Genomic DNA, 24450 nt, shown 5'->3' on the forward strand with positions numbered 1-24450 from the left:
TTGTTCAGGATTAATTTTCACCAGACGATGAGGCTGAATGGTGTTTGTTATACTTTCTGATTGTGTGGTGTCAGGCGAGATACATCACGGGTTATTTATAACGGATAACGACATTCATTAACCTGAATAAATAACTATTACTGCTGTTGCTCAGATTCATGCTGCTGTTCACACCCGCAGCATTTGGGACGTAAGTCTGGATGTACCGTATACAGGGGTTCCAGAATTTCACTGATAATATTATCGAGTGAGACCTGCACTTTTTCCATGTACTCCTCTGACTCCTCTTTAGTTACATGTCCCTCACCCTCGTACTCATAAATATTACCGACTGAGATGCTTAGTTCACGCACAACCATTAATACCGACTGTTTAATGCTGACTGCTGCTTCGCGATTTTTCACAGGAACTCCTGGGTTAATTGAGCCTGTTAAGGCTGAGAAAGTGGGGGGGAGCTAACGGGTTGAACAACGAGTGGTAAAAACTGCTGGTGGATTTCACAGCCAGTTGCACATTTAACTGGGGCGAAAAAAATCCCGCACGAGGCGGGAAAGTATTACAGGTATGCAGGTGGACGGCCTGATACCGTACGCCCGGCAAGTTGGGCTAAATCGCTACGCGATATGACTAGACGAGGAGTCAGAATTACTTCCTGACGAAGAATTTATAATCTAATCGTTATTCATTTTGCTGAATAAATTCATCTTTTCTCTCATTTCACCTCTGAATGTTTTTTTAGGTCGAGGATTAAACGTCAGGCCTTGCTTGTTTTCATTAAAAATATGGATAAGCAGGGCGATTTTTGTTTTTGAGGTTTGCTTTGCCCAAAACAGCCACGTCGGGCATCACGAATCCTCGTCAGATCAAAATCACTGGCATTGCGGTGATAAGTCTTGATGTGAGTCAGAGGCGTTCGTGGGTCGAAGCGCCTTTTGCAAAGCGGGCATACAACGGTAGTGCGTTTCATGCTTCCTTCTCCAACAAAGGACATGACACTGGCCAGTGCCATGTCTTTTGTTGCGAGAAAGGGTGGGTTTTGCCTCTTCGGGATATCGCACTCCTGTGCTCCTCCCGCCCGACTTTACTGAGCCGTACAGACCTCTTTGGCGGTCAACTCTTTTGAAAACCAGACTACCAAATATGCATTCATGAGTTCACGTAGTGTGTCATGTATGCCCTTAATTCAAACTTAAACCTATATCATCGTGTGATCAACCTCATTTTGTGATCATTCATTGAAATAGATCTAGGTTGTTGAATTTGATCAGAAAAAACTTTGGCCCAGTATCGAGCCAAAGTTAGCTGGAGATTTCATGCGAAAAGAGTATTTGGCCAGGCAGCGGCAACAATCTTGCCAATAATTAAGGCAGAGTCATTTTGAGGAATGGTTTGGTAACGGGTTGCAGTGTTAAGAGGTTCAAGCCAGCCTCTCCCATCTTCTTTAACAAATTTTTTGAATGCGATTTCATTCTCTGAAATCAGTTTTACCAGGCAGAAATCACCTGGGTCAGGGGTGTGATCAGGATCGCAAAGAACCAAAATTCCTTCAGGAAAGCTTGGTCTCATTCCTAAAGGAGCTGTCATTGAATGGCCCATGACTTCATACCAGAATGCCCGGTTTCCTGCCTTGGTACCAGATGGGGCAGTGATGATTTCTTCGTCAGCTAAAAGTTCATCAAGGCTCTGTTTTAGAAGCTTTTCTGCTTGCAAGACTGGATAATTAAACTCGTTAAGAACGTTGATAGCTTCATCACCAAACAGCAGAAATGCAGGGGTTACATTCAATGCTCTTGCCAGTATTTCGGCATCATCTGCGCTTAATTTCCTGACCTCAAGTTCATAGTTTCCCAGCCTTGAAGCAGTAGGCCAGCCGCAAACTTTAGCGAGTTCAGCCTGGCTTAATCCTAGGCTATCCCTCTGTTTTTTAATCCTTTCTCCAATTTTGCTTGGCATAATTATCGCTCATTTTCACACAACGTGAATGCATTATACACGGTAATTGACCTCATCCCACAAATTGTGTCTAATAATATTTGACTTAAGTACGCGGGAGCGCTCTATGAACCAGATAGCCACATTAAGAAAGCAAATCGGGGTTTCCCAGGCTTGTCTCGCCAAAGCAATTGGCTGGATCCCTTCACGTTTATCAAATTACGAGAATAACCTCCGCACGCCAGGTCTGGAGGACTGCAGGAAGATAGTGATGGGTTTAGAAAGTCTGGGGTGCCCTTGCTCAATTGATGACATCTATCCACCCACTTCAGAGGTAGTTCAGTAAATAACTTTAAGATGTAAAAGCAGTTTTCGTTACCTGAGCATTCTCACGGAACGTTGTTTGAATGCTCCTAATCCCACCCGTTACAGGAGTTAAATTCATGCACAATGCAAATCCAAGCAAAAGCCAAAGTTACGCCTGCCAGGGAAGGCATTTGCTTGCTTCTGCCCATAAGGCATTACTCAAAACCCGCCAAACTGAAGTAGCCCGCCGACTGAACGTGGCTGACTCCACCATTCTCCGTCGAACAGAAAAATATCCAGAAATCATGGAAACGCTGGCAGCAAGTGGGGTAGAGGATTTTGTGTTAAGGGGGGAGATGAAAGTGCCGCTGGATCAGTATCGATGGCTTCTCACCGTGTCCATTCAGTTTGCCGAGTATGAACTGGATCGCACAAAAGAGAAAACCCCGGACTGCGGTAACAGTGCCGGGGTTTAGTGCAGAACAGTTTCGTTAGAAACCATCTCGATTATGTCAGCAGCAGCCGTGTAAGTAAACGGCTGCAATTTGAGTTTAGGACCAGGAAATGAACGCTGAAAAAAAGAACACACCAGCACCCCCATCTTCCCGTTCAAAGGCGCATTTGTTGGCGCAGCATCTTCCGACTCTGATTTGCGAAGAAGGTGAAGAATATGACCCGGCCATGCAAAAGCGTTTAAAACAAGAAGCAGTTCGTGACCATCAAGATAACACTGTAACCGGGCTGGTGAAGTTTTGGTCTGCTGCCAAACATCATGTCCGAAAGGGCGTGATACCTGATGCTGATCTCTCATATGTCGATTACATCGTGGACTATCCCGGTTTCGGTCAGGCCATGCAGAAGGTGGGATGGATTAAATATGACAAAAAGAAGAATTGCTTGCTGATACCAGCAATGAAAAGGGAACAACTGAAGGCGGAAGCCAAAAAGGCACAGGCTGCATTGAGGCAAAAGCGTCACCGGAGGAAGCTTAAGGTCAGGCACTGGATTATTGAAGGAAGAAAGGCTGCTGCTGAACTTGCTAATTGCTCGCGTTTTAAAAATGAGAAGGCCGTCATCAACAATGATGTGGCCTACGATGAACAGGGAAGAATGACCCGACTTGGCTCGGTCATCATCAATGGAAAAGAGATGCAGGTCTTTTTCAGTTCTCCCCGACACCGTGTAACAGACCGGCATAGCAGCCCAGCCGGGGCATCTAATGAAACAGTCGGTGGTTCAGCCGTCATTCCGAACATTGCGGAATGCGTTACGGTCGTTGCTTCAAACGTCACGGAAAGCGTTACGCACCGTGCTAAAGGCATCACTCAGGACGTTGCGACAAGCGTTACGCACGGTGCTTCGGGCGCCACTTCGAGCGTTGCGAAAAGCGTTACGCTCAGTAATTCAGGCGTCACTCCAGGCATTGCGGAATGCGTTAAGGTCGGTGATTCTTGTGTCACTCCGGATGATGCGAAAATCGTTACAGTCGGTGGTTCACACGTCACTCCGAGCGTTGCGGAAAGCGTTACAGAGGATGATTCTCGCGTCCCCCAGAGCGCCATGAAAAGCGTTACGCACGGTGATTCTGACGTCACTTCGGGCATTGCGGAAAGCGTTACGCATTGGGATTCTGGCGTCACTTCGAGCGCCACGGAATGCGTTACGGTCGGTGATTCTGGCATCACGCAGAACGTCACGGATTACGCTCCGCGACGCCTCTCGCGTGTTATACCTTCGCGTGCGCACACCCGTTTTAGTTTTTTAAGATCTAAAACACTAAGATCAAAACATAAAACAACACACAGCGCGCACGAGAAATTTTTCAAGGCGGCGATGAGATTCAAAATCAAAACTGCCCAGGGTCAAAACCCCACATGGCCGGAACGCTCTGGTCATCCCAAACAAAATCCGGTGGTCCTGTCAGAGCCACGAAACTACCTGCACCCATTCGACGCGCAGCTCAACGTGACTCAGAGTTTTACGCTCTGGCGAAACGGCCAGAGTGCAACCTGTGTGACCCGAAAAATCAGGCATGCCGAACTGACTCCATTGCCTGAAAAAGCGGTGAGCGAGCCGGGTAAATTCAGACTGTTTTCCGACTGGTCACCGTCAGCAGACTTCCTGGCAAACGCCCAGTACATCGGCCTCACGCTGTCGCACGAAGCGACAGATTTAGAAGTGGCGGAATTTATAAATTACTGGTCGGAAGAGGGCGCACAGCACACCCAGAAGCAGTGGGAGACGAAGCTGGCACGTTTTATCGGTAAGGGGCGGAAGAGGGCGGCTAAACGTGCTCAGAGCCGTCAGGACTTCACAATCCCCACCAGTATGGATTATGCAATACCTGATGGGTTTCATGGGGGCTGATAAGACAAACGCGAGTAAACCGGTTTTACTTGTTGAAGAATTGAAGCTCGTAAGGCAGCTATGAGCGAACAACGGACCTTCTTATCCAGCCTCGCTCCTGGGCTGGTTAACACCGATATATACAGGTTTTTTGATCATATCGGCAATGAATGCGGTCAGGCGTTTACGGGATACAATTTGAACAGCTCATAATTAACGTTTGTGTGACGCCAGATTTAGCTGCCCGCTGGTTGATAACATGGCGGGCAATCTGCCCGCTGGCGCACAAGATCAGGACGTTCTGCATCATGTTTTAAGCAAGATGTGTGGCAAAAAACGGCAGGACTTTAGCCATTGCTTCTCCTATCGCTTCCGGTTTGTCATACAGTTCGTAATGCGAAAAATCAGCTAATGAGACCAGCTGACGGTCACGGGAAGCCACGGCCCGGCCATAAACTTCCATGCCATCCCTGTAAGCACCGAAAGCACCCACGTTTTCACCAACCACCACCATCACGGGCTGAGTCAATAACGTTTCAGCAAAGGCGAAAGCATCCCAGGCCAGTGTTTTCTGCGCATGAGAGAACACCATTCGAGTTGCGCCGCCTGGCTGCTGGCCGCGCGGCGTTTTGTAGTAGTCTGTTGCTTCGAAGACGTCTCGCTCGGTCAGCCCGTTAGCCTCTGCCATTTCCAGGCTGGGAGGAAGCAGTTCGTTAACCTGAACCTCACCGCCCCGGGCTTCATTTGTACGCTGCGTCGCCATCGCATTCAGCGTGCCGATCGGATCGTAATTGCTGAAGCCTTCCCGAAAGAGTCGTCCGATATTAACACCAGTAATACTCGCTACGGCTTTAATACGCTTCTCCGTCAGCGTGGCGTTGATGGCATAACCACCTCCGCCGCAAATCCCCAGCACGCCAATCCGTTGGGCATCGACATACGGTAGGGTTACGGCGTAATCAATTACGCGACTGATATCTTCTACACGCTGAGTCGGATCTTCCACCCAGCGTGGGGAGCCGCCGGATTCCCCCTGGAAACTGGCGTCATAAGCGATCACAACATAACCTGCTTCTGCCAGCGCTTTTCCATAGACATTGCCAGAGGTCTGCTCCTTACAGCTGCCAAAAGGATGAACGCTGATAATCGCGGGGTACTGCTTTGACTCATCGAACGCAGGTGGAAACTGAATGCTGGCGGCAATATGCCAGGCCATGTCGGCGTTCTGGATTTGAACATGTTTCATTAGAGCGTCTCCTCGAAGAAGGGGGCTAATACAGAAACTGCTTCAGCGACGTATGCTTCACCGTCATACAACGCCATGTGGTTCGCGCCTTCGACAATGTGGTAGCGCTTATCCTGGCTTGAGGCGCGATCGTACAGGTCGTCGCTCATCCATTTACTTCCCGCTACGCTACCAGCAACAATTTGCAGAGGCTGAGTCAGGTACACCTCCGCCATGTGATAAGCATCGTAGGTAATTATCTGGTTGAGGCTGCGCAGCGTGGCGTATCCGGGCGCTGTCGGATATTGCGCACGTGGGGTGTGGTAATACTCCCACGCCTGACGCAACTCCTCGTTCGGCGCATCAGACTCCTTCAGAGGTGCCAGCGGCATGGAGGCATTTTCACCGCTGCTGATATCCCCGGTACGGGCGTTGGAACCTGCTTCCACATACGGCAGTGCATCAATGGACTTCACGTTGTTCTCCCAGCCATTTCGGAACATCGAGCCGATATTAACGGCACTGACCGTTCCGATGGCTTTGATACGACGATCCTGAATCGCGGCATTGGCCGTGTAGCCAGCCCCGGCGCAAATTCCCATCGCGCCAATTCGTGCGATGTCGACATAAGGTAGTGTGGTCAGATAATCAATCACTGCGCTGACGTCTTCGGTACGGATATAGGGATTTTCCAACTGACGGGGTTCTCCTCCGCTTTCCCCCTGGTAGGAAGCATCATAAGCCACGGTAACAAATCCCTTTTCAGCCAGTTTCTCCGCATAGGTTCCGGCGGTTTGTTCTTTTACGCCTCCGCCAGGATGGGAAACCACGACCGCCGGGTACTTTTGGTTCTCATCAAACCTGGGCGGAAAGTAGAGCACAGCTGACAAAGAGATTGTCGGGATATTGCTGTTTATGAAGCTTATTTTCTGGTTCATCATCCGGTTCCTCATGTGGGGTGACGGGTATCTGTCATGCTTGATGGGATAACTATAGCTATTGATCATTAATATAATTAGACCCAAAATCATGATTGGACTTATCATTTAAATGATTAATTTCTCATATGGAAATACAGAGATGAAGCGTGATGAGGTAGCAGATTTGATGGTGTTCGTAGCCGTCGCAGAAGAGCGTAGTTTCACCCGAGCAGCCGCCCGTCTTGGCATGGCGCAGTCAGCGCTAAGTCAGATAGTGCGCCGTACAGAAGAGCGTCTGAGTCTGCGGCTTCTGACGCGCACTACACGCAGCGTTGTTCCCACCGAGGCTGGTGAACATCTCTTGTCTGTTCTTGGCCCAATGTTGCATGACCTGGATTCCGCTTTGACTTCCCTGGGCGATCTGCGCGATCGCCCGTCCGGCACTATTCGCATTACCACAGTGGAACATGCCGCAAAGACAATATTGCTTCCCGCCATGCGCACGTTGTTGAAATCCCACCCTGAAATTGATTTGCAGATCCTCATCGATTACGGCCTTACTGATGTCGTCTCAGAGCGCTTTGATGCCGGGGTTCGCCTCGGGGGAGAGATGGATAAGGATATGATTGCTGTTCGAATCGGGCCTGATATTCCGATGGCGATTGTTGGTGCGCCGGACTATCTCTCCCGAAGAGGTACTCCATTGTCTGTGACGCGCCTGGTCGATCATCAGGCGATTAATCTGTACCTTCCATCGTCGGGCACCGCTAATCGCTGGAGATTAATGCGCGGAGGGCGCGAAGTCAGGGTTCGCATGGAGGGACAGCTTCTATTAAATACAATAGATATGATCCTCGACGCAGCTATTGACGGGCACGGACTGGCATATCTGCCTTTTGATCAGGTACAGCAAGCTGTTGAAGAAAAAAAACTGGTCCGCGTGCTGGAGAAATTTACCCCAGATTTACCTGGGTATCATCTGTACTACCCACACCGCCGCCACGCAGGTTCGGCCTTTTCTCTGTTAATTGATGTGCTTAAGTACAAGGGCACTGTTTAATTATCTTTTGGATGCTGGTTTCAGGTATTGAGATGAAACGAGTACATCCAGTACGACCTCCGTGATGATTGAGTTGCCTGCCAAGAAGGTTGGTAGGGCAGCAATGAGCGATCTACGGAAATTGCTAACAGCGCTTTGTGTCAATTAACCGGGAGCAGATCAGTCAGCCAATAAAGGATGAGAAAATGACCGAAAAAAAGAACCTTTTTGGAACCGTATGGTTCCAGAGCTGACGGTAACGGATTTTCCCGCCTCCCTGCAATTTGTAAATCATGATTCGCACGTACATAATCCTATGAGTAATCCATGGACAGGATCTTCTACCACACACGGGTCAGTCCAAAAAAATCAAAGCCGTCAATGAAAATTCAGGTAGTTGTTCATACCTCAACCTAACGGTGATAATACAAAAAAATGCAACGAAGTATGACACTCGCTTCAGGTGTTAAATATGGATTTCAGGAGAAGGAATGAAACGAGCAATATATTTACTGTCTGTCATTACTCTGGCCCATTCAGCCTTGGCGGAAACGCGTAATTTAACCAGTGAATGGCAAATTGCTAAAGAAGGGCAAAAGACTGCCTGGTTACTAGACTGGCCAGCAAAACCCGGAGATAAATTCACACTGCGCTACCCTGATGGTAAGCCCTATCTTCAAGCCACCTTACAAGATAATAACCATGAAGATTTGCTCGCAAGCGAAAATATGACTGGAAAATACCGCTTCTATTATCCTGATGGAAAAATAAAAAAAGAGGGTGAGTGGGATAAAGAGGGAACCTCTGTTGGTTTAGAAACGACCTATTATGAGAATGGCTCTCCCAAAGAAGTAAATCGATATCTCGATGGCGGATGGTCCATCAATGAGAGAGCGTATTATAAAAACGGCCAGCTTAGTTACGAGGGCCTTAATTATGATGGTGAGAAATATAAAGAATCAAAGTATTACTATAACGATGGCAAGCTTAAACAAAAAAATTATACTAAAACCATAAAGAACATCGAAAAAGAAATGGACGATTACTTCGATGAAAATGGGAAATTAATAAAACGCATTGAGGAATATGGCAATGACCCCTCGATACAGATCACTTATGGTGCAGATGGCAAAATTGTAGAACGAAGAACTTTGATGACTGGCATGCACCGTAGCAAAACTGAAACTTTTAACAGTGATGGGCAACTAACTGATTTAGATCAATACATTACCAATGGAAGCTTACTGAATGATGGGGAGCAAATCAGTAGTTATGAGGGAAAAACCACCTATTCTACTTATAAAAATGGGGTACAAGAAGGGGAAGAAAAAACGGTAAAAGATGGCAAGGTCGTTCGTTACTCTCAATTTAAGGCGGGTAAGGAAACTGGAGACAGTTTCGCATTTGACGACGTTTCGAATGTTATTATTTTCGAAAAGCACGCTTCGGACAAGCAAAAAGCCGTTAGTTACTACGTAGGACTTGATTACATTACGTATGATGACAAGGGAATGCCGCACGTTAAGCTCCCTTTTAATTTGGATTCACGGGTTCTGCCGAAACCTGGCACTGTATGGGAATATAGTTCAGATGGCAAACACATCAGCGCGCTGAAATTAATTACATCGGATGATAAGACGGCAACCTGGCGGACAGACCATGGTGAAATAAAAGAAAATCTCGATACCTACACCTGGATCATGCCGAATCAGCCACAGCAGGATCGACAAATTCTATCATTTCCGTTGACGCCGGGTAAGGAGTGGAAGAGCAGCTACCAGACCCGGGTAACCGTGCCATGGGGTAAGGGGCAGGAGTGGGGATATACCTATAAAGCGACGTCTTTATCAAATATTGTAGGCGTTGAGAAAATCACGGTTGCTGGTGGGACCTTTGATACGCTGCTGATTACCCGTAGTATCCACTGGACTAAATCCAGTCCACATCATGCAGGCACGCAGGCTTCGGAAATGACCTGTTATACAAAAGCATGCGAGGTGTCGGGATATACCGCTGAGACAATATGGTACGCGCCTGAAATTGGTCGTGCGGTGATGAAAGCTGTTAAAATTAGCGGTTCGCCTCAGGATCTAATGAGCAATAGCGATGCAAGCATGCTGAAAAGCGGTAACGTGCTCATTTCTGAACTGACCTCGTTTGGTCCCGCGTCAGTTAAGGATAAGCCTGCCCCAGAAATCCATTATGCGCATCAGATTTCAGGGAATGCATTCAGCCAGGGGTTCTCGTTGAGGCCAAATAATACCTGGGAGTTCTTAATGATCCATAGTCCGATGATTGAGTAGAGTGTGGTGCTGCACTCAGGACCACTATGGCAGGGAGGCCATTCACTTCTAGGGCAAACCTCTGCCCGTATCAATTATTTTTTGTAGTCTCGCTCTCTGATATTCTTCACGTTTACCGGGCAGTATTGAGTTCGACGCGTCAATAATCTCAGAAGATATAATTCACTTGAGCTGCTTCAGCTCAACATGAAGTTAGCAACGTCCGCTTCTGGCACTCAGCAGAAGTTCAGGCCCATCAAGATTCCTGCTTTGCTGGCGGAAGCAATTTTTTAGCTTCGTGAATGAGCTTTTCAATCTCTTCCAGAGGGATGCATCCTTCGTAGCAGGAAAAAGAGAACTCATGAGTGACATCGGAATAGAAAACTTCAGCAATTTGCCGGAGCGGGGATGTTCCAGCCACAGAAAGCTCAAGGTACATCCCATCACGGATGACATCGCTTCCACGAGTTAGGTTGTATTGGATCTTAGTCATAGATTTAATTTCCCATCGTTACTATTAACAAGGCCTCTGTTCGAGCGCAGTAAAAAATACCCCAGAAGATAACTTGCACAAGTCCGCAAAGAGTGAAGATCGGACATTACGTATGAGATTGACAAATACCTTGTGATAATGGTTGTATTGTACAACTATTATCACATGGCAATCCTAATGATTTCAGATTTTCAGAACATAAAAAACATACGTGCGGCATCACGTTTAATGGTGCGGGAATTGGGTTTCATGAACCAAAATCTGGCTGCAACTGATTATCCTCCCTCAGCCGTTCACTCTTTGCTTGAAGTTGAAACTCAGGGTTCAGTGACAGCCGCCCAGTTGGTGCAGATTTTGGGGCTTGAGAAGTCCAGCGTCAGCCGCATGTTAGCTAAGCTCGTTGAAGCTGGAGAACTTGAAGAAAACACTTCTGTTGATGATGCTAGGGCGAAGCTTTTAAGCCTCACCGGGAAGGGAAAACAGACGGTACAGAATATTAATGCCTACGCTGACCAGCGGGTAGCCGCAGCACTGGATAAGCTCGATCCGTCAACGCAAAGGACTGTATCACAAAGCCTTTCTTCATATTCAGGCGCATTGAAAGCCAGTCGCGAACAACCCGAAGTGAAAATGCAAAGCAGCTTCAAAATAGTCACGGGTTATCATGCGGGTATGATTGGCCGTATTACTGAAATGCATGGAGGCTATTACGCCAGAGAGCATAATTTCGGCCATTTTTTTGAAGCTAAGGTTGCTGCTGGCCTTGCAGATTTTTCAGCCCGTCTGGATAAGCCCTGTAATCAGATTTGGCTGGCAATGATGAATGATCGCATAGTCGGTTCAGTGGCTATTGACGGTGAGGACCTGGGAAATAATGAGGCGCATCTGAGGTGGTTTATCCTTGACGATGGTTGTCGTGGCAGCGGACTGGGCAGAAAACTTATTGAAGAAGCGATGAGATTTTGTGATGAACTGAGCTTCTCTTCAGTACAGTTATGGACATTCAATAAGCTTACAGCGGCAAGACGATTGTACGAGTCATTTGGATTTGAGTTATCGAAAGAATGGGAAGGCGATCAATGGGGCAGTATTATTACTGAGCAGCAGTTCACTCGAAAGTCATCTTAAAATCGCTAACGACTTTCCCTGGTGGGCAGGATGTTGTTGAGTATTTGCATCGAGCTGTATTTCTGTCCCTGATTAGTGATGTCCGGCTCTGGCACACAGCAGTCATAGCCCTTAATCGCCCAACGACATCGGCCGCTGCCCTCCCGGAGGTAAACCAAACCACCTTCGGACCCAGTTAAGAAATGCCCCATAAGGCCGGCCGAGAAGCAGCATCATCAATGCGGCACCGAGTGTGCCGCGCGCTAATCCACTGCCAGATGCCCCACTAAAAGCTATGATGGCGGCATAAATTGGGACCTGAAAACTGACCAATGCCGCACTGTCCCACAACAGCTTCGAGAGCCGGTTTGTTCCTGCGCCTTTCATCAGCCAGTCGCGCCACAGACCGTAAGGACGAGCTACCGGCACCATCAGAGCAGCACCAATTAAACGGGCATGCAGCACCTGATCCCACGACATCCCGGCTATACATTTTTCATTGATAATGCCGGTTGTAGTGAAAAACAAAATCAGCGCAGTTGTATCTGCAACAAAAGCTGTACGCCGCATACCCGGGTCGTGAATTTTTCGCAAATTACATTACCTGTGTGTGCTTGATGAGGAGGTGAAGTTTAGACATTAAACAACAATGAGATGCCAATTAAAGAAATTATTGTGCAGTGAAAGGGTGAAATAATTAATTTTTTTCCTGGCATCCTGTGTGAAGTCTATCAAGTTCTTTTACTTGAACAGCTTGTAAATCGACAATACACCATCATGAATCAGATCTGCATCGAGGATTTATGGAATTTTGAAGGCGCAGGCTGGGTTTAAAATCCTTTTAAATCAGGCTTTTGAATTGATTGGGCTGGAGGGGTAACTCTGTGGTGTTTAATCGGAAGAGGATGCTGCTCTTTAAACTGGTTAATTGTAAAGCTGATCGCTGTTCAATAAGATTTTTACTAAAAATGCGCAACATCTTGCAGGTATGAGGTCTAATGAGTATAAATCATTGTTCACCTCTCCTAAACCTGCAGGTTAAAAGACATGGAAAATAAGTTATCTCATCAGCCCACAGCCCCTCTCATGACAGGTATCATTGGTGAAGCTGTGCTTGAACTGGTCCAGCGAAGCATGGCAGTTAACACCGAGACTATCGTCATCATGCTTGAAAAAAAGAAAAAGAATTGCCAGATTCCAGCTTTAATAAAAGTTATTAATGATGCGTTGTTCTGGCTTAAAAAAGGTTAACCCTGATATGCTCTGAAAACCATTTTCATTGTTATGAAAATGGCCAATCACGGTTATTCCAGTTAAATTCAGCGACCGATAAATTTTAGGCTTTACATATTTTCAAGAGAAATAAGCCATCAACGACCCAACCCTTGATGGCTTAGACATAGAGGAATTGTGCCAAGTTGTCATAGCAACAAACTATTAATTAAGGACTTTTCTTATGCCATCTGTCGTCATGGCCTTTTTCATATTTCTGTTTAACTGCTGACCAGGCAACTTTGTGTGCAACTTCCTCACGTGTGCTGTCATCCTTCCGGTCTTTTTTTTCTTTATACTCATCCCATGCACTGTTGAAGGCAGCGATATAAATATCCTGAGCATGTGCGGGAAGAACGTTTTTTACACTATCTGGTAATGAACTACGGGAATCATAAGGCATCACTCATCCTCCTTTTTGAATTCAAGTAAAATCTTGGCTCATATTAATCTATTTTCAACACCTAAATTTATGACTCTTGTATTCAATGGGTTAGGATGGTTGAAAGCTTCGGTCATTCAGTTGGTTAGAGTGGTATGTAGTAAGCCTGTTTTTTCAGATGGATTTTTGGATGTTAACAGCATAATTCCAGTTGTAAGAGATATTAAAAAACAAGTCCGCTGCGGGAGTGAACAAGGTGGCTCTTTTATTTAAGTTATTCAGGTATAAAAATGTCTCGTGGTCAACCTGAATGGCTTTGCGAAAAGTAAGCGAGGCGTTTATAAAGATTATTATTCACTGTAGTAAATGGCCCTTTTAAGCCCAGCGCCGTAAAAGTGTTAATAGTGAGCCTTTCATTATCGTCAAAATTAACTAACCTTATTATCAGCCAATCGATTTATGCGCATGTTAAAGAGGTTCTGATGACAAACGAAGCGGTTAATAACATTACAAACTACCCGGTCCCTCCATTTAAAAAGCAGCCACAATCTTCTCCTGGTCTGGCATCCCAGATGAACCCTGTACCGGATCATGGTGAAACCAGTTACATCGGTAATGGCAGGCTTTCAGGTAAAAAAGCACTGATAACGGGGGGTGATTCAGGAATCGGCCGCGCAGCCGCGATAGCCTTTGCCAGAGAAGGAGCGGATGTCGCTATTGGATATCTTCCTGAAGAGGAAAGTGATGCACAGGAAGTCATCGAACTGATCCAAAGAGAAGGCAGAAAAGCCATTGCCTTACCCGGTGATATCAGGAGTGAAGAATTTTGTACTGACCTTGTTGAAAGGGCGGTCGCCGAACTTGGCGGACTGGGTGTTCTGGTGAATAACGCTGGCCGACAGCAATACTGCTCATCCATTCGTGACCTGACGACAGAGGCTTTTGACGCAACTTTCAAAACTAATGTTTACGCCCTGTTCTGGATAACCAAGGCAGCCTTAAAGCACCTGTCAAAAGGATCGAGTATTATCAACACTTCATCTGTTCAGGCCTATGATCCAAGCGACATTCTTCTGGATTATGCCCAGACGAAAGCAAGTATTGCAGCGTTTACTAAATCCCTCGCTAAACAGCTGGGCCCGGAAGGTATCCGTGTCAACGCCGTGGCCCCCGGTCCTTACTGGACACCGCTACAACCTTCAGGTGGTCAGCCCCAGGAAAAACTCACTCAGTTTGGACAAAAAGCCCCGTTAGGCCGTCCCGGCCAGCCTGTTGAGATTGCGCCTCTGTATGTCTTACTGGCATCCGATGAAACGCCATTTACTTCTGGCCAGGTCTGGTGCTCTGACGGTGGTACGGGCACCCTCTGAGCCTGTAATCATGTTTCACATTCATTCCCGGCAAGGAGAAAATCATGGGTAAGAAAATAGCCGTTCTGATTACTGATGAGTTCGAAGACTCAGAATTTACCTCACCTGCAGAGGCATACATCAGTGTAGGTCATGAAGTGGTAACGATTGAGATGCAGGTGGGTAAGAGCGTAAAAGGAAAGCGGGGAATAGCGGATGTTAAAATCGACAAGGACATCGACCAGGTTAATGCCGTAGAATTTGATGCCCTTTTACTGCCAGGCGGCCATTCACCTGACGCCCTGCGCGGTGACGATCGTTTTGTGAATTTTACCAAAGAGTTTGTCGCCAGCGGCAAACCGATATTCGCCATTTGCCACGGACCTCAGCTACTGATAAGCGCGAACGGCGTGCGAGGCCGGAAGATGACTTGTGTCAAAGCCATAGCAATAGACCTACGGAATGCAGGCGCAGACTTCTATGACAAAGAGGTCGTGGTGGATGATGATAAACTGGTCACCAGCCGCACACCGGATGATTTACCGGCGTTCAACCGTGAAGCACTACGTATTTTGAGTGTTTCTAGTTAAGTAGCCACTTTTCTTCGCAAAACCCGCCATCATCAGATGGCGGGCACATGTCACTGGGTGATTTCTGGATGCTGATCAACTAAATTGCGGCGTTTTTTCTTCAGTTCCTCAATTCTTTAATCTATGTCTTCGATGCGTTGCTCAATACCATTGTGATGTTCGTGAAGTAACTCTTCAGCCTCTTCAAGTGATGAGGCCGCAGGGGTATCGCCATAGAGAGGTTTGTTCGCCGTTTCTCTTACAGTGAAGCCGGTTACAACCCCAATTGCCCCTACAACCATCAGATACCATGCAGGCATGTAAAGGTTGCCGGTTTCTTCAACCAGCCACGCAGTCAGTGTTGGCGTGACGCCCTCAACCAGATAGAGATGTTATAGGTGCTCCCCCAAAGCACGTTAAAAAGTGATAAAGGAATGAATGAACGCTGCCTGAAAAATAAGCGATGGAGGGAATTAAACGAAGCATGCGGTATATTCATGTAATCTGGCGATATTGATATTTTTAAATTGGTGCGTGTTCTAAGTATTCAATATGGAGACACCACTTGGTTGGATGAAAATCGATCTCCATAAGCATGATTCCGGGCTTCATCTATAATATCTAATCGATATTGAGACAGGAGGCCAGATGGCAAATACAAAGAATGAATCTAAGGAAAATCAACATTCAGTTGAACATGTTTTGATACTTCAGAGTGGTTGTGCATGGAACGGACAGGTCTATGAAGAATATCCTGCAGGTAAACCACAGATTTCAGTGATGCGTATGTCACTTCCACCTCACAGCGAATTGCCCTGGCACACTCACCCCATGCCTAATACCGCCTACATCCTGTCCGGTGAGTTAACAATTGAAGATAAAATGACAGGTCTGACTCGATGCTTTAAATCGGGTCAGGCCGTCAATGAAACCATCAACAGCGCACACCGCGGATACACATCAGAACTACACACCGAGCTGGTAATTTTTTATGCCGGGGTTGATGGCCTTGAGCTTTCTGAATCTCTGCCTGGAGAAGCGCCAGAGTTTTGACCTCAGGTGCAATTTAACCTGAGCCATTCCTCTTACCAGTCATATAACGGACATAACTGACCAGTAATGAAAACAGGGAAAAGCAAGCCCCGGTTATCAGGCTGAGTGTGATGCCATGGGCTTCGCTGATGTTCAGATATATGGCGACCATGGCAGACCCAATAATCTGACCGATGAGGCGGGAACTTCCCAGAAGGCCACTGGCGACACTGACATTTTCATTTGCCACTGAGGTCATGATCAGATAATTGTTGGGTGACTGGAAAAGCCCAAATCCAGCGCCACAGAGTGCGACCCGCCAGATGATATCGAAGTTCCCGGGTGAAGCTGGAAGCACCGTCATCGTGACCATTCCACAGACCAGCATGCCCAGCCCCAGTGAAGCAATCACATTAGGGTTGTGACGTTTAAGCAACTCCCCCGCGACCAGAGAGGTAATGGTTGTCGCAAGTGGCCATGCTGTCAGTAACAAACCAACCTGAACCACGTCCCGATGCAGGATGTTGTGAAAGTAAAAGGGCAGCGAGACATAGGCCAGTAGCTGTGTGCAGTAGGATAGAGTGGACATCATCAAAGAAAGTGAAAACGTTCTGTCTGCAAAGACGGACAAGGGAATGAGAGCCTGGTTCATCTTTCGTCTCTGGTTATCGAACAGCCACAAAAGCATGGTGACCGACCCGACGGTACCGCACAGGGCCATTAGGATATTTTCTCTGGTCATACCCAGCACAAAACACGCTAAGAATATTGTCAGAGTGAAAACCAGCATTGCACCTGAGATGTCGAATCTCGTTCTCTGGATCGGTTGTTTGTTCAGGTACAACATGCTCAGTAACAGGGACACAATTGCTATTGGCACGTTAATGGTGAAGAGGCAATTCCAGCTGGCCATGGACATGATGGCGGCTGCGATCGATGGACCCGCAGCAGCTGAGACAGACACTATCATCACGTTAATGGCCAGGCCTCTGCCAAGTAATTTTTCAGGGTAGATCTCTTTTATGAGTGCGGCATTAACACTCAGAATGGCCGCTGCTCCAAATCCCTGTATCACACGAAATATCGTCAGCATGTTCAGCGTATCCGATATGGCACAGCCTAACGAAGATATTGCGAACAGCAACACACCTGTCTCAAAAACACTCTTATTGCCTAGTTTCTTTCCTAGCGCAGCCAGAGGTACTAGCGCTGCCACAACTGCAAACTGGTACGCGTTGACGATGACAATTGATGCCGAAGCGCTAACCTGAAAATCCCTGGCAATCACCGGCAGGGCGACATTAGCAATCGTGCTGTCAAGCATGGCAATCACAATACTCAGAGATACAGCTGTTATCGCCATCCAGCTTACTTTGGAATAATTTTCGTTAATCGAATACACACAGTACTCCCGTCAATATTTATTTTTTAAGAAAACACGCGATGAATACGCGATAGGGGATTTAATAGTGATGTTCTCAGAATGAAATTAATTATTTTTTTTCATTCAATATTTCATCAACCAAAGTCGGATTTCAAGGGGTTGTTTCATTGTGGTAGTATGTCTATGTTGTGTGCATATTTAATATGAAAGCATTGGTGCAATTCATTATCCTGAATAAAGTAGCCCTCGGGAAAGACGTGAGAATCGTGTTTGATAGGAAGGTTTTTTCTGATGTTGGCTGGATAATAAGTGTGGGGATTGCTTCATAAAATATGCCTGGTGTCTCTATTTATTTATGAGGCCGTGCAGGAGATGCTCAAGATTTTTGATGATAAATTGTAGATGAATAGGGTGTGTGTGCTGGATTTCCCCATGACGAAGATTTTATTTGTATTAATAAGGGGCATGTTACAAATTTTTATCGGAAATAAATTAAATTACGTATCGAAGAAATGATGATGATGGAAAGAATCTAAAACATCGAGGTGCAATCAAGATGACAATGAAAAAAGCCCGGAGCTTGCGATTTCCGGGCTGGGCTAACGAGCGGCCAATGAAGCAATGGAGTTGGAGATATCACAGGCAGGTAGTCCTGAGATGAATAAATAGTAGATGCCTGATTCGTTTTTTGCATGCGAAGCGGTTGATGTAGTTCCTCAGGTTTTTTACTTATTACGACTCCTAAGAAGGTAGCAGTGAGGGATAATAAAAGATGTAGGTAAGAGAAAGGAGACTTCTTTACCGTTAAATCTTGCATATGGGGTAGCTTAGGCATTCAGTCCGAAGTCGCTGTGGTTAAAGTCAGGTGGATTTTTTATACGACCTGAAGAGTAAATATATAATTATGAATGGTGTTTTTTGCAAAGTATGGGGATAGGAACTGTACGATTAAGTGTAAGATAAATTAACCATACGGTCCCTGAATCCGCGGTTGAGAAAAGCTATCCCGGTTTACGCCTCGCTTAAACTTCAAACGTTCAGGACTAAAAATGGCAGCAGCCCTGTTATGAAAGTTACATGACAAAGCGCATGCGCTTGCTTACTATAGCGTGATTGTTTCAATGCAAAACAATAATAACCGAAGCAGGATGTTCATCGTACTGGTGGTAAACCATCAAGCATCACTTCTAAATTAAATTTCTAAATCAGGGCCGACTTCTGGTGGGGGCTTGCATGAACAATTCAGCTATGTACGCACAAAACGGGCTAACCATTCAGGCATTAAGATCGCCTGACATATGCAGAGATGAAGTACTCACAAAATTCACTGACCTGGTAAGTGAAACGCTAAATTTTCCAAGCAGTTTCATTGCTATACTGGATGATCACTATCAGTACATCAAAGCGTCCCATAACTTTGACCTTGATGGATCTGTGAGAAGCGACTCCTTATGTCAGTACGTTGCGGATGATGTTAGTCCATTGATCATTCCTGATACTCATGCTGACAGCTGCTTTGCAACTAATCCTTTTGTTACTGGATCCCCCTTCATCAGGTTTTATGCCGGCGTACCGCTTAAAAACAGGGAGGGGGCTTTTCTTGGGACGCTCTGTGTGACGGACAGCGTCCCCCGTAGCTTTAGTGCGGACCAACTCGCAACGCTGGAAAAACTTTCACAACTTGTCATTTCATTTCTTGAGGCCTGGCATTCCGCAGGTTTCACCGACCCGGTAACAGGTTTACCTAATCGTCAGCAATTAATTCGTAACCTCCATACCCTCGGGAAAATGGAGAAGAGTTCATCTTACCGTCTGATTCTCATCGACCTGATTGATATCCCCCGCGCTTATGAGCTTGCCAGAACACTGGGAATGGGCCCGGTTGAAGGTCTTCTGAGGGATATGGCAACGCTTATACCACTGCGGTTGCGGCCTGGCCCGGATGACTTTATCTACACTGTTGCGACAGGGCGTTTTGCACTCCTCACCAAAGCCTCCACTCACTTCACAGCAGAATGGGTTGCGACTAAATTAACAGGCGTTTCTGCTGACATGGGTGAAGGATTATCTGTTGGTCTGACGACACATACGGGGGATGCACTATTCAATCCCGGTAAATTTCCACCCCATGAAGTCTTGAGGAAAGCGGTCAGTGCCCTGCATGAAGCTATTTGTCAGGGTGTTTCGCACATGAGTTTCAGTGAGAAAAACGATGAACGTCGCACCGATGACTTCACTCTGGTCAATGATCTGGCAACAGCTATACGCTTTAATCAGGGACTGTACTTGGTTTATCAACCTAAAATCTGCCTGAATACGGGACTGCCAATTGGTCTGGAGGCGCTTATCCGCTGGCGACATCCTGTGAGAGGGGAGCTTTCTCCCTCCGTATTCATACCTCTGGCCGAACAAACGACTCTTTTACAGGATTTGACGGAGTGGGTTATCGATAAAACCATTGAGCGTCTCAAGCGACTGGGCAGCAGCTCGTTACAGCTACCTGTTACTGTGAATGTCAGTGTACGGGACTTCAGTCAGGAGGGATTTGCCGACCGGCTGGAAACCAAAATGATAAACGCGCGACTATCCCCGGAATTGCTCGGAATTGAATGCCTGGAGACTGAACGAATCATCGAGAGTGCCGCCGCCATGGCTGGACTGGAAATGTTAAAACTGCGTGGATTTAACATATCTCTGGACGATTTTGGCACAGGCTACAGCAATATAAGCTACCTGCGCCGTATGCCTCTTGATGTTATTAAGCTTGACCGCTCCATTATCAATGGACTCACGACTGATACAGCTTCGCGCATTATTACTAAAAGCATTATTTCAATGTTAAAGGAGCTGGATTATGTCGTCCTGGCTGAAGGGGTAGAGAATGTTGAGACACTGGAGGTGCTCAGGGAGTTTGGGTGTGATCAGGCTCAGGGATTTTATCATTCTCGCCCTCTACCTGAACCTGAACTGGATGAGTGGTTGAGCTGGAAAATCCGCCGATAACTGTCATTCAGGCCAATAAAAATTGCGTCTAAGGTGGTTGAAGCGGTTCGTTATCAGCATATCCGACATACATCTTCGCTGCACGCCTCTTAAACTGTCAGTCTGAGTGCAGGATACGTATGCATCATTCCGGATGATAAGGAAAAACGGTTTTTAGCCTGTTCAGTCTGGCTGACAGCGTTCTTTATTCAGCGAAAAAAGCCGCTACAAATCAGGCAGTAGGGGTCTAAAAGGCTATCCCGTTTGATAATATAACTTCGCCGGCAGCCCCATGAGGGAGTAGTGTTAAACTCAATCGCCCTTAGTCGAAACGTTCACTTGCGAACAATGACCGCAATTTCAGCGGGAAGCAGAAAATCCCGCCTGATTTCGGCTTACTTTCCATCTGCGACAAAATGTGGATTTACGATAGCGTTAGTCAAAGTTGCATTGAAAATATGGATTAAAGGAGAATTATCAACCAGGCTGGTTACAGTGAAGGTAATCCTTACCTTTCACCAACATTGAAGGAATCAAGCTATGACTACTCGTCGCGGTGGAACAGGTAATTTTGCTGTAAACAGGGACCGGGCAAGTGAAGCAGGACGTAAAGGCGGAAGTATGAGTGGTGGTAATTTCAAAAATGACCCTGAACGTGCGGCTGAAGCCGGAAGAAAGGGGGGGAAAATAAGCCGCAGGAAAAGTGTTCCTGGTGGTGGAATAAACGCAGCGTAAATTAGCTTTCTGGCTGCAATTATTTTCTGTAGTTATCATCCCCATTCCCACCTGAGTTTGCAGGTGGGGTGGCGACGCTGACAGACTGAGCCCTGAAAAAAATTATTGCTATCATGATTTTTGACGCTTCGCTTTAAATAAAACCTTTCTTCACCCTGACAAATGGACTCCAGTTGCAGAGGTCATGTTATGTCTGAATTCACTTATATCAGGTCCACAAAACAGGTCATACTTTACGATGGAGTTTGTAAATTATGTAATGCCTGGGTCGTGTTTTTGCTTCGAAAGGGTGTATCAAAGGACATTCGTTTCTCAGCCATTCAGAGCGACATCAGCAAAGCGATATTAAAATCTGTAGGACTTCCCGAAGAGAACATTCGCACCATTGTTCTGGTTAAACAGGACATGTACTGGTTGCGTGCCGGTGCCATTTTTCGCGTTATGGCTTATTTACCCTGGCCCTGGAAGATACTGTCAGTGATGCGCTTCCTGCCACGATTCGTTACTGATTCTGTTTATAAAATTGTGGCCTTCAATCGGTATAGATTATTTGGCCGTTTCGATGACATCCAGATCATCAAAGCTGATTTTCCCCAGCGATTTTTGTGAATTTTATTGAGTAGTCCAGTCAGGAACTCCTGAACTTTAAACAGCGTCAGTGCATTCGCATCATTCCCCATTCTCTATTAGGTTTAATGCAGGTCTGAACTGCTGAGGAGAGGCAATGACGGATATAACCACTGATGAACTCACACTGCTGAATCGCTACTGGCACGCTGCGAATTATCTGTCTGTTGGGCAAATCTATCTGATGGACAATGCTCTGCTGCGGTCACCGCTCTTATCCCAACACATCAAGCCGAGGTTGCTGGGTCACTGGGGGACAACGCCGGGTCTGAATTTCATCTATGTGCACTTAAACCGTATTATCCGGCATCGCGATCTAAATCTGCTTTACGTCTGCGGTCCCGGACATGGCGGACCGGGCATGGTAGCTAATACCTGGCTGGAGGGAAGTTACAGTGAAATTTACCCTCACATCAGCGAAGATGCAGAGGGCATGAAGCGCCTGTTTAAGCAATTCTCTTTTCCGGGGGGTATTCCCAGCCACGCAGCTCCGGAGACACCGGGTTCCATTAATGAAGGTGGCGAGCTGGGCTACTCACTGGCTCATGCGTTTGGGGCAGCTTTTGATCATCCTGACCTTGTGGTGCCGTGCGTTATTGGTGATGGCGAAGCTGAAACCGGCCCTCTTGCCGCAAGCTGGCAGGGCATCAAATTCCTGAATCCGGAACGCGATGGTGCTGTTCTGCCCATTCTGCATCTCAATGGCTACAAAATCGCGAATCCAACAGTACTTGGGCGCATCACAGATGACGAACTGACACAGTTATTTGATGGTCACGGCTATGAAACCATCATTGTCAGTGGGCACGAACCCATGGACATGCATCATCAGATGGCACAGGCTCTCGACCGTGCTTTTGACATCATTTCAATGTTTCAGCAACAGGCGCGAACAGGCAAAGAAGTCAGTACAGTTCCGAAATGGCCGATGATTATAATGCGCAGCCCGAAAGGCTGGACCGGGCCGACAGAAGTGGACGGTAAAAAGGTCGAGGATTTCTGGCGCGCACATCAGGTGCCTGTGTCAGCTTGCCGTGAGAATACCGCGCATCGTGAAATACTGGAAAAGTGGATGCGTAGCTATCAGCCTGACATGCTGTTTGATGAAAACGGCACTTTGATGCCGGAACTGAAGGCTCTCGCACCGGTGGGAAATAAACGCATGGGAGCAACGCCTTTTGCTAACGGTGGGCGTCTGAGGCGCGAGTTGGTTACACCCGATATTGCTGAATATGCACTGGTCACTGGCAAACCGGGAAGTACTTCTGGACAGGCTACAGAACAGTTTGGCCGTTACCTGAGTAAGATATTTCAGGATAACAGCGATAATTTCCGTCTTTTCGGCCCAGACGAAACCGCATCGAACCGTCTTTCACCGGTTTTCGATGTAACCAGTCGTACCTGGATGGCTCCGCTTAAAGAGTATGACGAGCAACTTTCCCGAAACGGCAGGGTGATGGAAATTCTCAGTGAACATCAGTGTCAGGGGTGGCTGGAAGGGTATCTGCTGACGGGCCGCCATGGACTGTTTAACTGTTATGAAGCCTTTATTCATATCGTTGATTCCATGTTCAACCAGCACGCAAAATGGCTCAAGGTGACGCGTAAGCTGGGCTGGCGTAAGCCTGTGTCATCCCTGAACTACCTGCTCTCATCCCACGTGTGGCGTCAGGACCATAATGGTTACAGTCATCAGGATCCGGGTTTTATCGATCACGTTGCTAATAAAAAAGCCGATATTGTTCGTATCTATCTGCCACCTGATGCGAACACGCTGTTATGGGTGGGTGATCACTGTCTACGCACGTGGGATCGCATAAACGTCATCGTGGCCGGGAAGCAACCCTCGCCGCAATGGCTCGATTTGCCGAGTGCTGTGGCCCATTGTGAAGCCGGTATGGGGGAGTGGAAATGGGCGAGCGATAGAGGGGAACCTGATGTTGTTATGGCCTGTGCAGGGGATGTACCTACGATGGAAACCCTGGCGGCTGTTGACCTGTTGCGGGGCTATTTACCTGACCTGAAGATCCGTGTTGTCAACGTTGTGGACCTGATGGCCCTACAGACAAAAGAACAGCACCCTCATGGCAAGTCAGAAGATGAGTTTGATGCGCTGTTTACCACTAATAAGCCCGTCGTATTTGCTTTTCATGGCTACCCAAGCCTGATTCATCGTCTGACCTATCAGAGAAACAACCACCGCAACTTCCATGTTCATGGTTTTAATGAAGAAGGGACGACGACCACGCCTTTCGACATGACGGTACTCAATGAACTGGACAGGTACCATCTTGCGCAGGCTGCAATTATCCATATACCAGGGATGGCAGAGCGCCATCCAGAGTTGCTGGATGATTTACAGGAGCGCATCGCAGAACATCATCGCTACGTGCGTGAGCATGGTGAAGATGTACCTGAAGTCAAAGACTGGATCTGGTCTGGCAGGTAAATAAAAACCGCCTCTCGGC

22 protein-coding genes and 2 pseudogenes are annotated in these 24450 nt (G+C 47.0%); 14 read left to right on the top strand and 10 right to left on the bottom strand.

Features of this window, described 5'->3' with window-relative positions; all coding sequences use genetic code 11:
• Nucleotides 1–137 precede the first annotated feature (137 nt).
• Entirely contained in the window at nucleotides 138–404 is a 267-nt protein-coding gene (locus QMZ30_RS14395; RefSeq protein WP_283227889.1) for a hypothetical protein, read from the bottom strand.
• A gap of 907 nt (nucleotides 405–1311) precedes the next feature.
• Entirely contained in the window at nucleotides 1312–1953 is a 642-nt protein-coding gene (locus QMZ30_RS14400; protein ID WP_283227890.1) for a LexA family protein, read from the bottom strand.
• A gap of 106 nt (nucleotides 1954–2059) precedes the next feature.
• Between QMZ30_RS14400 and QMZ30_RS14405 the strand changes: the two genes are divergently transcribed.
• From QMZ30_RS14405 to QMZ30_RS14415, 3 genes are all read left to right on the top strand, one after another.
• Nucleotides 2060–2278, top strand: coding sequence for a helix-turn-helix domain-containing protein (locus QMZ30_RS14405; RefSeq protein WP_283227891.1), 219 nt, complete (start codon nucleotides 2060–2062; stop codon nucleotides 2276–2278).
• A gap of 97 nt (nucleotides 2279–2375) precedes the next feature.
• A complete protein-coding gene (locus QMZ30_RS14410) occupies nucleotides 2376–2714 on the top strand; it encodes a hypothetical protein (protein WP_283227892.1) in 339 nt (112 codons plus the stop codon).
• Nucleotides 2715–2802: 88 nt separating this feature from the next.
• Nucleotides 2803–4605, top strand: a complete 1803-nt coding sequence (locus QMZ30_RS14415) for a DnaT-like ssDNA-binding domain-containing protein (RefSeq protein WP_283227893.1) — start codon at nucleotides 2803–2805, stop codon at nucleotides 4603–4605.
• A gap of 193 nt (nucleotides 4606–4798) precedes the next feature.
• On the opposite strand, the pseudogene QMZ30_RS14420 reads toward QMZ30_RS14415, so the two are convergent.
• From QMZ30_RS14420 to QMZ30_RS14430, 3 genes and pseudogenes are all read right to left on the bottom strand, one after another.
• Nucleotides 4799–4891: pseudogene (locus QMZ30_RS14420) on the bottom strand (NAD-dependent dehydratase); the annotation flags it as partial.
• Between the two features lie 6 nt (nucleotides 4892–4897).
• Nucleotides 4898–5830 carry an alpha/beta hydrolase gene (locus QMZ30_RS14425; RefSeq protein WP_283227894.1) on the bottom strand — a complete coding sequence of 311 codons (933 nt, stop codon included), beginning with the start codon at nucleotides 5828–5830 and terminating at the stop codon, nucleotides 4898–4900.
• Nucleotides 5830–6750, bottom strand: coding sequence for an alpha/beta hydrolase (locus tag QMZ30_RS14430; RefSeq protein WP_283227895.1), 921 nt, complete (start codon nucleotides 6748–6750; stop codon nucleotides 5830–5832). Before QMZ30_RS14430 ends, QMZ30_RS14425 begins: the two co-directional genes overlap by 1 nt.
• A gap of 139 nt (nucleotides 6751–6889) precedes the next feature.
• On the opposite strand from QMZ30_RS14430, the gene QMZ30_RS14435 reads away from it, so the two are divergent.
• Entirely contained in the window at nucleotides 6890–7789 is a 900-nt protein-coding gene (locus tag QMZ30_RS14435; RefSeq protein ID WP_283227896.1) for a LysR family transcriptional regulator, read from the top strand.
• A 470-nt stretch (nucleotides 7790–8259) separates the two neighbouring features.
• Nucleotides 8260–10071 carry a toxin-antitoxin system YwqK family antitoxin gene (locus QMZ30_RS14440; RefSeq protein WP_283227897.1) on the top strand — a complete coding sequence of 604 codons (1812 nt, stop codon included), beginning with the start codon at nucleotides 8260–8262 and terminating at the stop codon, nucleotides 10069–10071.
• Between the two features lie 235 nt (nucleotides 10072–10306).
• On the opposite strand, the gene QMZ30_RS14445 is transcribed toward QMZ30_RS14440, so the two are convergent.
• The gene (locus tag QMZ30_RS14445; protein WP_283227898.1) at nucleotides 10307–10543 is read right to left on the bottom strand and encodes a hypothetical protein; all 237 of its coding nucleotides are present in this window, start codon (nucleotides 10541–10543) and stop codon (nucleotides 10307–10309) included.
• Between the two features lie 177 nt (nucleotides 10544–10720).
• On the opposite strand from QMZ30_RS14445, the gene QMZ30_RS14450 reads away from it, so the two are divergent.
• Nucleotides 10721–11671 (top strand): bifunctional helix-turn-helix transcriptional regulator/GNAT family N-acetyltransferase, encoded by a 951-nt coding sequence (locus tag QMZ30_RS14450; protein ID WP_283227899.1) that lies wholly within the window; start codon nucleotides 10721–10723, stop codon nucleotides 11669–11671.
• Between the two features lie 111 nt (nucleotides 11672–11782).
• Here the strand turns inward: QMZ30_RS14450 and alaE are convergent, their stop codons facing one another.
• Nucleotides 11783–12244: an L-alanine exporter AlaE gene (alaE, locus tag QMZ30_RS14455; protein WP_283227900.1), complete on the bottom strand. Its 462-nt coding sequence runs from the start codon at nucleotides 12242–12244 to the stop codon at nucleotides 11783–11785.
• A gap of 453 nt (nucleotides 12245–12697) precedes the next feature.
• On the opposite strand from alaE, the gene QMZ30_RS14460 reads away from it, so the two are divergent.
• Nucleotides 12698–12901: a hypothetical protein gene (locus QMZ30_RS14460; protein ID WP_283227901.1), complete on the top strand. Its 204-nt coding sequence runs from the start codon at nucleotides 12698–12700 to the stop codon at nucleotides 12899–12901.
• A gap of 190 nt (nucleotides 12902–13091) precedes the next feature.
• Here the strand turns inward: QMZ30_RS14460 and chaB are convergent, their stop codons facing one another.
• Complete coding sequence (gene chaB / locus QMZ30_RS14465; protein ID WP_283227902.1) at nucleotides 13092–13325, bottom strand: putative cation transport regulator ChaB; 234 nt, start codon at nucleotides 13323–13325, stop codon at nucleotides 13092–13094.
• A 461-nt stretch (nucleotides 13326–13786) separates the two neighbouring features.
• Here chaB and QMZ30_RS14470 point away from each other — a divergent pair, with 461 nt between their 5' ends.
• Complete coding sequence (locus QMZ30_RS14470) at nucleotides 13787–14674, top strand: SDR family oxidoreductase (protein WP_283227951.1); 888 nt, start codon at nucleotides 13787–13789, stop codon at nucleotides 14672–14674.
• Between the two features lie 44 nt (nucleotides 14675–14718).
• Nucleotides 14719–15243, top strand: a complete 525-nt coding sequence (locus QMZ30_RS14475; RefSeq protein WP_283227903.1) for a type 1 glutamine amidotransferase domain-containing protein — start codon at nucleotides 14719–14721, stop codon at nucleotides 15241–15243.
• A gap of 50 nt (nucleotides 15244–15293) precedes the next feature.
• Here QMZ30_RS14475 and QMZ30_RS14480 read toward each other — a convergent pair.
• Nucleotides 15294–15605, bottom strand: a pseudogene (locus QMZ30_RS14480) (glycine betaine/L-proline transporter ProP); the annotation flags it as partial.
• A gap of 265 nt (nucleotides 15606–15870) precedes the next feature.
• Between QMZ30_RS14480 and QMZ30_RS14485 the strand changes: the two are divergent.
• Complete coding sequence (locus QMZ30_RS14485; RefSeq protein WP_283227904.1) at nucleotides 15871–16275, top strand: cupin domain-containing protein; 405 nt, start codon at nucleotides 15871–15873, stop codon at nucleotides 16273–16275.
• 13 nt (nucleotides 16276–16288) lie between these two features.
• Here QMZ30_RS14485 and QMZ30_RS14490 read toward each other — a convergent pair whose 3' ends face one another.
• Nucleotides 16289–17656, bottom strand: coding sequence for an MFS transporter (locus QMZ30_RS14490; RefSeq protein ID WP_283227905.1), 1368 nt, complete (start codon nucleotides 17654–17656; stop codon nucleotides 16289–16291).
• A 1215-nt stretch (nucleotides 17657–18871) separates the two neighbouring features.
• On the opposite strand from QMZ30_RS14490, the gene QMZ30_RS14495 reads away from it, so the two are divergent.
• From QMZ30_RS14495 to QMZ30_RS14510, 4 genes are all read left to right on the top strand, one after another.
• The gene (locus tag QMZ30_RS14495; RefSeq protein WP_283227906.1) at nucleotides 18872–20641 is read left to right on the top strand and encodes a sensor domain-containing phosphodiesterase; all 1770 of its coding nucleotides are present in this window, start codon (nucleotides 18872–18874) and stop codon (nucleotides 20639–20641) included.
• Nucleotides 20642–21160: 519 nt separating this feature from the next.
• Nucleotides 21161–21355, top strand: a complete 195-nt coding sequence (locus tag QMZ30_RS14500) for a con-10 family general stress protein (protein WP_283227907.1) — start codon at nucleotides 21161–21163, stop codon at nucleotides 21353–21355.
• A gap of 189 nt (nucleotides 21356–21544) precedes the next feature.
• Entirely contained in the window at nucleotides 21545–21964 is a 420-nt protein-coding gene (locus QMZ30_RS14505) for a thiol-disulfide oxidoreductase DCC family protein (RefSeq protein WP_283227908.1), read from the top strand.
• 115 nt (nucleotides 21965–22079) lie between these two features.
• A complete protein-coding gene (locus QMZ30_RS14510) occupies nucleotides 22080–24431 on the top strand; it encodes a phosphoketolase family protein (protein ID WP_283227909.1) in 2352 nt (783 codons plus the stop codon).
• Nucleotides 24432–24450 lie beyond the last annotated feature (19 nt).

The organism is Pantoea sp. EA-12 (genome assembly GCF_030053355.1).
GTDB classification, from domain to species: Bacteria; Pseudomonadota; Gammaproteobacteria; order Enterobacterales; family Enterobacteriaceae; genus Pantoea; species Pantoea vagans_C.